The organism is Kitasatospora sp. NPDC036934 (assembly GCF_055608425.1).
The window spans coordinates 17,143-26,999 of the sequence record NZ_JBVJQR010000005.1 but is presented as its reverse complement, the minus strand read 5'-3'; the positions used below and the strand labels follow the sequence as shown (position 1 = coordinate 26,999).

Genomic DNA, 9,857 nt, shown 5'->3' with positions numbered 1-9,857 from the left:
GGGGCTTTCGGCGCCGGCTTCCGGCGGAGGACGAGGGAGTAGCGGATGAACCTGGCCATCGTCGGCCTGGTGGTGGGCATGGCCCTCGGCTTCGCCGGGTACTTCGGCGGGTTCGCGGCGTTCCTGCTGGTGGCGGCGCTCGGACTGGTCGGCTTCGTGGCAGGGCGACTGCTGGAGGGTGACATCGACCTCGGCGACCTCGGGGACCTGCTCCGCGGCCGCGACCGGCGGCGCTGATGGGGGCCGTCGTCCCGGCCCCCGCCCCTGCCCCCAGTGCCGCGCGCCGGGGGCGGTTGCGGGTCGCCGACCGGGTGTACGAGCGGATCGCCGCGCAGGCGGCCCGGGAGGTGCTCGCCCAGGCCTGGGCCGGACGGCCGGTGAAGGGGGCTCCCCCCCGGGTGTCGGTGGCCCGGCCGGGCAGCACCGTGACCGTCCGGGTGGCCGTCGAGCTGCCCTTCCCCGCCGACCTCGCGGGCCTCGCCCGGGGCGTTCGGGACCGGGTGGCGGCGCAGGTGGTCGGGCTTACCGGGACGAAGGTGTCCGAAGTGGTCGTGCTGGTCGAGAAGTTGGTCGCCGGGGGAGCGTGGTGAGTACGGACCTGGAGGCCCCCGGACCGGTGGCGGCCGAGCGGCCGGGCAAGGTGCCTCGGCTGCGGGCGGGGCGCGCGGCCACGGCGGCGCTGGTCGCCACGGTGGTGCTGGTGGTGGCCGGAGCGCTGCTGTACGACACGGTCGCGGTGCGGGCCGGGCAGCCGGCCCGGCAGTGGCGGGCGCAGATCGCCGACGAGCTGGCCACGCGGCACCTGGACGACCTGTGGGTGCTGGTGGGGGCCGGGGTGTCGGCCCTCGCCGGGGGGTGGCTGCTGTGGCTGGCGTTCGCGCCCGGGCTGCGGCGGTGGCTGGTGCTGCGGCCGTACGGGGGGACGGCAGCGGCGATCGAGCGGGCCGGGATCGGGCACCTGCTGGCGGACCGGGCCGCCGGGCTGGACGGCGTCGACCGGCTGCGGATCCGGGTCGGGCGGCGGCGGGTACGGGTGTCGGTGAACGGGCCGGTGGATCCGGCGGCGGTGCAGCGGCAGCTGCGGGAGGAACTGGTGCGAGTCGGGCTGGCTCGGCCGCTGCGGCTGGACGTGCGGTCCTGGCGGGGGTCGGCCGGTGTGGTGGCGGACGGCGCGGTGGCCGGCGGTGGGCCGGAACGGGCGGGGGAGGCTTCGGAATGAGGCGGACGGTCGTCAACCGGGTGCTGCTGGGGCTGGTGGGCGCGGTGCTCCTGGGCGTCGGGGTGCTGGTGCTGGCGGGCGGGCTGGACCTGTACCGGCGGATCGGGGTCCACCCGCCGGGCTGGTGGCCGCTGACCTCCCCGGACCAGCCGGTGGTCAGTGCGCGCTCCCGGGGGCGCTGGGTCGGCTCCTCGTGGTGGTGGCCGACGGTGATCGGCGGGCTCTCGGTGCTGGTCCTCGGGATGGCCTGGTGGCTGGTGGCCCAGCTGCGGCGGACCGGGCTGGCCCACATCGCGGTGCCCACGCCCGGGGTGGGCGGACTCCGGATGCGGGTGAACTCGCGGGCGCTGGAGGAGGCACTGGAGCAGGGCACGGCGGTGCTGCCGGAGGTCGAGCGGGCCGGGGTGCGGCTGGTGCGGGCACCCGGGCATCCGCGGCTGCGCGGCGCCGTGCGGCTGACACCGGGCGGGGACCCAGTCGGGCTGGTGCAGCACTTCGAGGACGGGCCGCGGGCGGACGCCGTACGGAGCCTGGGACTGGCGGAGCTGCCCGCCGACCTGCGGATCCGGGTGCTGCAGGAGGCCCCCGCCGGGCGGCGGCGCCGCGGCCGGCGGGAGCGTCGTCGGCTGGAGTAGGGGCTCGGACTCAGAGCGAACGGAGGGCGCCGCCGTCGACGGGGACCATCAGGCCCGTCAGGTAGGAGGCGGCGGGGGAGAGCAGGAAGGCGGCGACCTTGCCGAACTCCTCGGGGGTGCCGTAGCGGCCCAGCGGGATGCTGGCGCTGTGCTGGGCGCGGGCGGCCTCGGGGTCCGCGGCCAGGGCGTCGAGTTCGCGGACCCGGTCGGTGTCGATCCGGGCGGGGAGCAGGCCGAGCACCCGGATGCCACGGGGGCCGAGCTCGTCGGCGAGGGCCTTGGCGGCCATCGCGAGGCCGGGGCGCAGGCCGTTGGAGATGCCGAGGCCGGGGATCGGCTGGCGGACCGAACTGGAGAGCACGAAGCCGATCACGCCACCGGAGGGCAGGGCGGCGGCCGCGGCGCGGGCCAGGCGCAGGGCGCCCAGGAAGACGGACTCGAAGGCGTCGCGCCAGGCGGACTCGGGGGTGGTCTCGACGGGGCCGGCCTGGGGGCCGCCGACGCTGATCAGGATGCCGTCGAAGCGGCCGAAGCGGGTGGTGGCCTCGGCGATCAGGCGCTCGGCGGTGTCGGGGGCGGCGTTGTCGGCGACCAGGCCGTGGGCGGTGCCGGAGCCGAGGGCGCCGAGCTCGGTGACGGCGGCGTCGACGGCCTGCGGGGTGCGGCCGCTGATGAGCACGTGGGCGCCGTCGGCGACGAGTTCGCGGGCGGCGGCGAGGCCCAGGCCCCGGGTGGCGCCGGTGACGACGTAGGCCTTGTTGGTGAGTCCGAGATCCATGGAGACATCTTGCCGGGAGCCGACCCGCGCGTTCGCACTGGCGTTGACGTCGGGGGGAAGGTTTAGCGTCGGTGGCGGTTGTTCGGAAGGAGTGGGTCGGCGTGCGGATCGGGGAGTTGGCGGAGCGGGCGGGGACGACCACGCGGGCGTTGCGGTACTACGAGCAGTTGGGATTGTTGCCGGCCCGGCGGGCGGGCAACGGGTACCGGGCGTACGGGGAGGAGGACCTGCGGCTGTTGCGGGAGATCCGGATGCTGCAGGACTTCGGGTTCGGACTGGAGGAGACCCGGCCGTTCGTGGAGTGTCTGCGGGCGGGGCACCCGGAAGGGGACTCCTGCCCGGCCTCGTTGGAGGTGTACCGGCGGAAGTTGGCCGAGCTGGACGAGTGCATCGCGCGCCTCCAGGACGTCCGGGTGCGGGTGGCCGGGCAGTTCGAGCGGGCCGTGCGGGCGCGGGACGACCTCGCGGCCGCCGAGCAGCCGCCCCAGTGTGAACTCGCGGAGGAGTAGACGATGGTGGAGATCGTGGGTGTGCCGGCCGTGACGGACGAGACGTTCGCGGCGGAGGTGCTGGCGGCCGAGGGGCCGGTGCTGGTCGACTTCACGGCGGACTGGTGCCCGCCGTGCCGGATGATGGCGCCGGTGCTGGCGGACGTCGCGCGGGAGGAGGCGCACCGGATGCGGGTGGTGAGCGTCGACGTGGACCGCAACCCCCGGACCCAGGCGGCGTACGGGGTGCTGTCGATGCCGACGCTGATGCTGTTCCGGGACGGCCTTCCGGTGCGGTCGGTGGTGGGGGCGCGGGCGAAGGCCCGACTGTTGCGGGAGTTGGCGGACGTGCTCTAGAGGTGCGTCCCCGGGCCGGTAGGGCGTCGAGTACTCAGGCCGGGAGGGCGTCGAGGGCGACCTCGGGTTCGGCGGCCTGCCTGGCGCGGTCCTTGGCCTCGCGGCGGATCAGCACCCAGACGCCGACCGGGATCATCGCGGTGAACAGCCACCACTGGATCGCGTAGGCCATGTGCGGGCCGATGTCGGAGTGGTTGGGCTCGGGGATCAGCTCGGGCTGGTCGGCCGGGGCCGGGGTGGTGGCGGTGAGTTCCAGGTAGCCGCCGAGGAGGGGGGTGCCGCTCTCCTTGGCCTGCTGTTCGGAGTTGATCAGGTTGAACTGGCGGTCGGGGAGGCCGGCCCGGTCCTTGACCCAGCCGCCGCTGCTGCCGGTGGTCTCGTCGGAGCGCAGCCGGCCGGTGAGGGTGACCTCGCCGGCCGGGGCGGCCGGGACGGGCGGGTACTGGGTGGCGCCGTCGCCGGAGGGGACCCAGCCGCGGTTGATCAGGACGGTGCCCTTGCCGTCGGAGAGCTTCAGCGGGGTGACGACGAAGTAGCCGAGGGTTCCGTTGGAGTCGGTCCGCTTGCGGACCACGAACTCGTGTGCCGGGTCGTACTGTCCGGTGGCCGTCACGGCGTGCCAGGTGAGGGCGGACGGCACCGCGGCACCGGGGGTCGCGGACAGGCTGTCGAAGGGCACCGGCGAGGCCGTGAGGGCCTTGCCGATCAGCTCGTTCCGGGCCACCCGCGCCTCGTGGCGGTGCAGCTGCCAGAAGCCCAGCTTGATCGTCGCGGGGATCAGCAGCAGCGCGATCAGCATGGTGATCAGCCACTGTCGGGTCAGCAGAAAACGGTACACATGGGAACGGTACGCCGACCTCACAACCGGCTCACGCACCGGGGTGCGGGGCGACCTCGCGCAGGAGTTGGAGGAAGGCGTCCTCGGTGACCACCGGGGTGCCGACGTCGCGGGCCTTGCGGGCCTTGCCGCTCCAGCTGGTCGGCTCGTTGGTGACCAGCAGGCTGGTGAGCCGGCTGACCGAGGTGGCGATGTGCAGGCCGGCCTCGGCGGCACGGTCCTCCAGCACCTCGCGGTCGGTGGCGGTGTCGCCGGTGAAGGCCACCCGCATGCCCTGGACCAGCGGCTTGCCGTCCTCCCAGCGCCCCGGGTTGGGGTACGGGCAGGGCGGGCGCTTCTTGGCCTGGCGGTACTGGGAGCCGGTCCAGTTGCCGCGGCCGGGGGTGGCGGGCTCGTCCTCGCCGAGGTCGGTGACCGCGACGCAGGTCTGCAGCGGGAGCGGGAGGCCGGCCAGCCGGGCCAGGCGCAGGCTGGGGCGGAAGGCCTCGGCGAGCACCCGGGCGTCGTCCAGGGCGTTGTGGGCGTGGCGCTGCTGGACGCCGAAGTGGGCGGCGAGCGAGGAGAGCTTGCCGTTGGGCAGCGGGAGGCGCAGGTCGCGGGAGAGGACCATGGTGCAGAGCCGCTGCTCGACCGGGGCGCTGCGGCCGGCCCGGGAGAACTCGCGGGAGATCATGTTCCAGTCGAAGAGGGCGTTGTGCGCGACCAGGACGCGATTGCGCAGGAGCCCGGCGAACTCGTCGGCGATCTCGGGGAACGTCGGGGCGCCGGAGAGCAGTTCGGCCGTGAGGCCGTGGATCCAGACCGGGCCGGGGTCCCGCTCGGGGTTGACCAGGGTGTACCAGTGGTCGGTCACCTCGCCATCGCCGTCCAGCTGGTAGACGCCCGCCGAGATGACGCGGTCGGAGCGGCCGAGACCGGTGGTCTCGACGTCGACCACCGCGAAGCCCTCGGCGGGGGCGGCGGAGCGCTGGGCGGGGACCGGGGCGGTCCGCTGCGCGCCGTACGTCTCGGGCTGGATCGGTTGCATGGTCCAACAGGATAAGGGGCGCAGTGGTCGGGTCCGGTCGAAATGTTCCGATCCCAGGGCCGGAATAGAGTGAGTGACGGGGGTGTCGTACACCTGGTCGAGTTTGTTTCCGGCCGTCCGGCCGGATTTGTGTGAGGAAGAACGCATGCGCGCCACGGTGATCCACGGACCGAACGACATCCGGATCGAAGAGGTACCGGACCCGGTGATCAAGCACCCGACGGACGCCGTGGTCCGGGTGGTGAACGCCTGCATCTGCGGCAGTGACCTGTGGGCCTACCGCGGGGTGGCCCAGCGGGTGGCCGGGCAGCGGATCGGGCACGAGTTCCTGGGCGTGGTCGAGGAGGCCGGCGCGGAGGTCCGCGGCTTCGCGAAGGGCGACCTGGTGGTCGCCCCCTTCGTCTGGTCGGACGGCGTCTGCGAGTTCTGCCGGGAGGGCCTGCAGACCTCCTGCCCGCACGGTGGGTTCTGGGGTGAGGTCGGTTCGGACGGCGGCCAGGGCGAGGCGGTCCGGGTGCCGTTCGCGGACGGGACGCTGGTGAAGCTGCCGAACGAGGCGGCGGGCGACGAGAAGCTGCTGCCGGGGCTGCTGGCGCTGTCCGACGTGATGTCCACCGGGCACCACGCGGCGGTGTCGGCCCGGGTGCGCCCGGGCGCGACGGTCGCGGTGGTCGGCGACGGGGCGGTGGGCCTGTGCGGCGTGCTGGCGGCGCACCGGCTGGGCGCGGGCCGGATCATCGCGCTGGGCCGGCACCCCGCCCGGACGGAGCTGGCCCGGCGCTTCGGGGCCACCGACGTGGTGGCCGAGCGCGGCGACGCCGCGATCGAGGCCGTGAAGGAGCTGACCGGCGGGCTGGGCGCCCAGGCGGTGCTCGAGGCGGTCGGTACCGAGGAGTCGATGCGGACGGCGATCTCGATCGCCCGGGACGGCGGCGCGGTCGGTTACGTGGGTGTGCCGCACGGCGGCAGCGCGGGCGTCGACATCGGTCAGATGTTCGGCCGAAACGTTTCGCTCAACGGCGGCGTCGCACCGGCCCGCGCATACATCCCCGAGCTGCTGCCGGACGTGCTCTCGGGCGCGATCGAGCCGGGCCTGGTCTTTGACCGGACGGTGGACCTGGACGGTGTGCCGGACGGCTACCGGGCGATGGACGACCGTTCCGCACTGAAGGTCCGCATCGCTTTCTGATGCTCCGTCAACAGGGGCGGCGCCGTTGGACGGTGCCGCCCCTTTCGGTTGTCGCGGTTCGATTCGAGAGGCGCGCGAGTGGCTGTTTTCGGCCATTTGGATGGTGCGAGGGGGTGAACGACTGGCTGATCGCGGTCAACCCCTTCCGGGGTGGGCACGACGCTCCTAGCATTGCGCGGCGCACACGAGGAATGTGACGTCCCTCACGTTCGATTGGTCCCCTCGTGTGACCGCTACGCCGAAGGAGTGAGGAGACAGAGTGGATTCGCCGCCGATCACCACTACCGCTACGGAAGTCCAACTCATCGACGACAGCGAGGAGTTCCGTACTCTGCGGCGCTCGTTCCGGAGCTTCGCCTTCCCGGTCACCATCGGCTTCGTGCTCTGGTACCTGCTCTACGTCCTGCTCTCCTGCTACGCCCCCGGGCTGATGGGCACCAAGGTCGTCGGGCACATCAACGTGGCCCTGGTGCTCGGGCTATTGCAGTTCGTCACCACCTTCGTCATCGCCGGCTGGTACGCCCGCTACGCGGACCGGCGGATCGACCCGCCCGCCGCCGCGATCCGCGAGGCCCACGGCGCAGTCCTCCACGCCCCCCGGGAGTCCGCCGAATGACACTGCTCGCCAGTTCCGCCACCGAGCACCGCGGCCTGACGATGGCCCTGTTCGGGCTGTTCGTGCTGACGACCCTGGCCATCACCGTGTGGGCCGGGCGGCAGAACCGCAGCGCCGCCGACTTCTACGCCGGCGGCCGCGGCTTCACCGGATTCCAGAACGGCCTGGCCATCTCCGGCGACTACATGTCCGCCGCCTCCTTCCTCGGCATCGCCGGCACCATCGCACTGGCCGGCTACGACGGCTTCCTGTACTCGATCGGCTTCCTGGTCGCCTGGCTGGTCGCGCTGCTGCTGATCGCCGAACCGCTGCGCAACTCGGGCCGGTTCACCATGGCGGACGTGCTCGCCTTCCGGATGCGCCAGCGCCCGGTGCGCACCGCCGCGGGCGTGTCCACGATCGTGGTGTCGATCTTCTACCTGCTGGCCCAGATGGTCGGCGCCGGGACGCTGGTGGCGCTGCTGCTCGGGGCCGAGGGGAACGCCGCCAAGCGCTGGACCATCGTCGGCGTCGGCGCCCTGATGATCGTCTACGTGGTGATAGGGGGTATGAAGGGCACCACCTGGGTGCAGATCGTCAAGGCCGTGCTGCTGATCGCCGGCGCCGCGCTGATGACCGTCCTGGTGCTGGCCAAGTACCACTTCAACCCGTCCGAGCTGCTCGGCGCGGCGGCCAGCGCCAGCGGCAAGGGCGAGGCCTTCCTGCAACCCGGGCAGAAGTACGGCACCGGCACCGCGAAGCTCGACTTCATCAGCCTCGGCATCGCGCTGGTGCTCGGCACCGCCGGCCTGCCGCACATCCTGGTCCGCTTCTACACCGTGCCCACCGCCAAGGCGGCCCGTAAGTCGGTGCTCTGGGCGATCGGCATCATCGGCGTCTTCTACCTGATGACCCTGGCGCTCGGCTTCGGCGCCGCGGCCCTGGTCGGCTCAAAGGAGATCAAGGCGGCCAACGCGGCCGGCAACACGGCCGCCCCTCAGCTGGCCGAGGCGCTCGGCGGCGGCAGCGGCAGCACCGGCGGGGCGATCCTGCTCGCGGTGATCTCGGCGGTCGCCTTCGCCACCATCCTGGCCGTGGTCGCCGGGCTCACCCTGGCCTCCTCGGCCTCCTTCGCCCATGACCTCTACGCCAATGTGATCCGGCGGGGGAAGGCGAGCGAACGGGAGGAGGTGCGGTCGGCGAAGTGGGCGGCCGTGGGGATCGGGGCGGTCTCGATCGTGCTCAGCCTCTTCGCGGACAAGCTCAACACCGCCGCCCTGGTGGCGCTGGCCTTCGCGGTGGCGGCCTCGGCGAACCTGCCCACCCTGCTCTACTCGCTGTTCTGGAAGCGCTTCACCACCGTCGGCGCGGTCAGCTCGGTCTACGCCGGTCTGGTCAGCTCGCTGCTGCTGGTGGTCTTCTCCCCGGTGGTCTCGGGCGCCAAGACCTCGCTCTTCCCGGACTCCGACTTCCACTGGTTCCCGCTCGAGAACCCCGGGCTGGTCTCCATCCCGATCGGATTCCTGGCCGGTTGGCTGGGCACGCTCCTGTCCAAGGAACCTTCCGACCCGGCGAAGTACGCTGAACTCGAGGTCCGATCGCTGACCGGGCTGGGCGCCCACTGATCGTTCCGGCATGACTATGCTGGCCCGGCCACCCGCCGCCACGGTGGCCGGGCCGGCCGCTTTTCGGGAAGGGACGCACGTGCTGCTCGATACCTTCGGACGACGCGCCGTCGACCTGCGGGTCTCCCTGACCGACCGGTGCAACCTCCGCTGCACCTACTGCATGCCCGAGGAAGGGCTGCAGTGGCTGGCCAAGCCCGATCTGCTGACCGATGAGGAGATCGTCCGGCTGGTCACCCTCGCCGTGTGCGACCTGGGCGTGCGCGAGGTCCGCTTCACCGGCGGCGAACCGCTGCTGCGCCCCGGACTCGTCGCGATCGTGGCCGCCTGCGCCGACCTGGAGCCGCGCCCCGAACTGTCACTGACCACCAACGGCATCGGGCTGGCCCGGACCGCGACGGCACTGCGCGAGGCCGGACTGGAGCGGGTCAACGTCTCGCTGGACACCCTCGACCCCGAGGTGTTCTTCACCCTCACCCGCCGCCGGCGCCACCAGGACGTGCTGGACGGGCTGGCCGCCGCCGAGGCGGCCGGGCTTGCGCCGGTGAAGCTGAACGCGGTGCTGATGCGCGGGGTCAACGACCACGAGGCGGCCGACCTGCTGGCCTGGTGCCTGGAGCGGGGCTACGAGCTGCGCTTCATCGAGCAGATGCCACTGGACGCCCAGCACGGCTGGGACCGCTCGTCGATGATCACCGCGGGGGAGATCCTGGAGCTGCTCCAGGCTCGCTTCGCGCTCACCCCCGAGCCGTCCGCCCGCCGGGGCGCGGCGCCCGCCGAGCGCTGGGTGGTGGACGGCGGTGCGGGCCGGGTCGGGGTGATCGCCTCCGTCACCCGGCCGTTCTGCCGGGCCTGCGACCGGACCCGGCTGACCGCCGACGGCCAGGTGCGCAACTGCCTGTTCGCCACCGGGGAGACCGACCTGCGCACCGCGCTGCGCTCGGGGGCGGACGATGCGGAGCTGGCCGCACTCTGGCGGGCGGCGATGTGGGGGAAGAAGGCCGGGGCCGGGATCGACGACCCGGAGTTCCACCAGCCCGATCGGCCGATGTCGGCGATCGGCGGTTAGGCGCTCGGCCCTGTCCAGCAGGATCGGTCGGATGGGG

At 73.1% G+C, this 9,857-nt stretch carries 13 protein-coding genes; 10 read left to right on the top strand and 3 right to left on the bottom strand.

Annotation, left to right across the window (positions count from 1 at the left end; translation table 11 throughout):
* Nucleotides 1-45: 45 nt before the first annotated feature.
* From ACZ7BZ_RS09285 to ACZ7BZ_RS09270, 4 genes are read left to right on the top strand one after another with little or no spacing between them, the layout of a single operon-like run.
* Complete coding sequence (locus ACZ7BZ_RS09285; protein ID WP_380412872.1) at nucleotides 46-237, top strand: hypothetical protein; 192 nt, start codon at nucleotides 46-48, stop codon at nucleotides 235-237.
* Complete coding sequence (locus tag ACZ7BZ_RS09280) at nucleotides 237-590, top strand: Asp23/Gls24 family envelope stress response protein (protein WP_470357818.1); 354 nt, start codon at nucleotides 237-239, stop codon at nucleotides 588-590. Before ACZ7BZ_RS09285 ends, ACZ7BZ_RS09280 begins: the two co-directional genes overlap by 1 nt.
* Entirely contained in the window at nucleotides 587-1,219 is a 633-nt protein-coding gene (locus ACZ7BZ_RS09275) for a DUF6286 domain-containing protein (protein WP_470357817.1), read from the top strand. Before ACZ7BZ_RS09280 ends, ACZ7BZ_RS09275 begins: the two co-directional genes overlap by 4 nt.
* Nucleotides 1,216-1,854: an alkaline shock response membrane anchor protein AmaP gene (locus ACZ7BZ_RS09270; RefSeq protein ID WP_470357816.1), complete on the top strand. Its 639-nt coding sequence runs from the start codon at nucleotides 1,216-1,218 to the stop codon at nucleotides 1,852-1,854. Before ACZ7BZ_RS09275 ends, ACZ7BZ_RS09270 begins: the two co-directional genes overlap by 4 nt.
* A gap of 10 nt (nucleotides 1,855-1,864) precedes the next feature.
* Here the strand turns inward: ACZ7BZ_RS09270 and ACZ7BZ_RS09265 are convergent, their stop codons facing one another.
* Nucleotides 1,865-2,632, bottom strand: coding sequence for an SDR family oxidoreductase (locus ACZ7BZ_RS09265; RefSeq protein WP_470357815.1), 768 nt, complete (start codon nucleotides 2,630-2,632; stop codon nucleotides 1,865-1,867).
* A gap of 101 nt (nucleotides 2,633-2,733) precedes the next feature.
* On the opposite strand from ACZ7BZ_RS09265, the gene ACZ7BZ_RS09260 reads away from it, so the two are divergent.
* On the top strand, nucleotides 2,734-3,141 hold the full coding sequence (locus ACZ7BZ_RS09260; RefSeq protein ID WP_380457726.1) for a MerR family transcriptional regulator: 408 nt from the start codon (nucleotides 2,734-2,736) through the stop codon (nucleotides 3,139-3,141).
* A 3-nt stretch (nucleotides 3,142-3,144) separates the two neighbouring features.
* Nucleotides 3,145-3,477 (top strand): thioredoxin, encoded by a 333-nt coding sequence (gene trxA / locus ACZ7BZ_RS09255; RefSeq protein WP_465750834.1) that lies wholly within the window; start codon nucleotides 3,145-3,147, stop codon nucleotides 3,475-3,477.
* A gap of 34 nt (nucleotides 3,478-3,511) precedes the next feature.
* Here trxA and ACZ7BZ_RS09250 read toward each other — a convergent pair whose 3' ends face one another.
* Nucleotides 3,512-4,315 carry an SURF1 family cytochrome oxidase biogenesis protein gene (locus ACZ7BZ_RS09250; RefSeq protein ID WP_470357814.1) on the bottom strand — a complete coding sequence of 268 codons (804 nt, stop codon included), beginning with the start codon at nucleotides 4,313-4,315 and terminating at the stop codon, nucleotides 3,512-3,514.
* Nucleotides 4,316-4,346: 31 nt separating this feature from the next.
* The gene (locus ACZ7BZ_RS09245; protein WP_380457667.1) at nucleotides 4,347-5,342 is read right to left on the bottom strand and encodes a DEDDh family exonuclease; all 996 of its coding nucleotides are present in this window, start codon (nucleotides 5,340-5,342) and stop codon (nucleotides 4,347-4,349) included.
* A gap of 145 nt (nucleotides 5,343-5,487) precedes the next feature.
* Between ACZ7BZ_RS09245 and ACZ7BZ_RS09240 the strand changes: the two genes are divergently transcribed.
* The 4 genes from ACZ7BZ_RS09240 to moaA all read left to right on the top strand — a co-directional run bounded on the left by ACZ7BZ_RS09240 (nucleotide 5,488) and on the right by moaA (nucleotide 9,820).
* Nucleotides 5,488-6,531: a zinc-dependent alcohol dehydrogenase family protein gene (locus tag ACZ7BZ_RS09240; protein WP_380457669.1), complete on the top strand. Its 1,044-nt coding sequence runs from the start codon at nucleotides 5,488-5,490 to the stop codon at nucleotides 6,529-6,531.
* A gap of 259 nt (nucleotides 6,532-6,790) precedes the next feature.
* Nucleotides 6,791-7,147, top strand: coding sequence for a DUF485 domain-containing protein (locus ACZ7BZ_RS09235; RefSeq protein WP_380457671.1), 357 nt, complete (start codon nucleotides 6,791-6,793; stop codon nucleotides 7,145-7,147).
* Nucleotides 7,144-8,751 carry a solute symporter family protein gene (locus ACZ7BZ_RS09230; RefSeq protein ID WP_470357813.1) on the top strand — a complete coding sequence of 536 codons (1,608 nt, stop codon included), beginning with the start codon at nucleotides 7,144-7,146 and terminating at the stop codon, nucleotides 8,749-8,751. Before ACZ7BZ_RS09235 ends, ACZ7BZ_RS09230 begins: the two co-directional genes overlap by 4 nt.
* A 79-nt stretch (nucleotides 8,752-8,830) precedes the next feature.
* Nucleotides 8,831-9,820 carry a GTP 3',8-cyclase MoaA gene (gene moaA, locus ACZ7BZ_RS09225; protein ID WP_470357812.1) on the top strand — a complete coding sequence of 330 codons (990 nt, stop codon included), beginning with the start codon at nucleotides 8,831-8,833 and terminating at the stop codon, nucleotides 9,818-9,820.
* Nucleotides 9,821-9,857: the final 37 nt, after the last annotated feature.

What these genes read in the sequence shown, in the direction of transcription:
- ACZ7BZ_RS09245 (WP_380457667.1), bottom strand. Translation starts at nt 5,342, where the DNA reads ATGCAACCGATCCAGCCCGAGACGTACGGCGCGCAGCGGACCGCCCCG.
- ACZ7BZ_RS09285 (WP_380412872.1), top strand. Translation starts at nt 46, where the DNA reads ATGAACCTGGCCATCGTCGGCCTGGTGGTGGGCATGGCCCTCGGCTTC.
- ACZ7BZ_RS09270 (WP_470357816.1), top strand. Translation starts at nt 1,216, where the DNA reads ATGAGGCGGACGGTCGTCAACCGGGTGCTGCTGGGGCTGGTGGGCGCG.
- ACZ7BZ_RS09265 (WP_470357815.1), bottom strand. Translation starts at nt 2,632, where the DNA reads ATGGATCTCGGACTCACCAACAAGGCCTACGTCGTCACCGGCGCCACC.
- trxA (WP_465750834.1), top strand. Translation starts at nt 3,145, where the DNA reads ATGGTGGAGATCGTGGGTGTGCCGGCCGTGACGGACGAGACGTTCGCG.
- ACZ7BZ_RS09230 (WP_470357813.1), top strand. Translation starts at nt 7,144, where the DNA reads ATGACACTGCTCGCCAGTTCCGCCACCGAGCACCGCGGCCTGACGATG.
- ACZ7BZ_RS09240 (WP_380457669.1), top strand. Translation starts at nt 5,488, where the DNA reads ATGCGCGCCACGGTGATCCACGGACCGAACGACATCCGGATCGAAGAG.
- ACZ7BZ_RS09280 (WP_470357818.1), top strand. Translation starts at nt 237, where the DNA reads ATGGGGGCCGTCGTCCCGGCCCCCGCCCCTGCCCCCAGTGCCGCGCGC.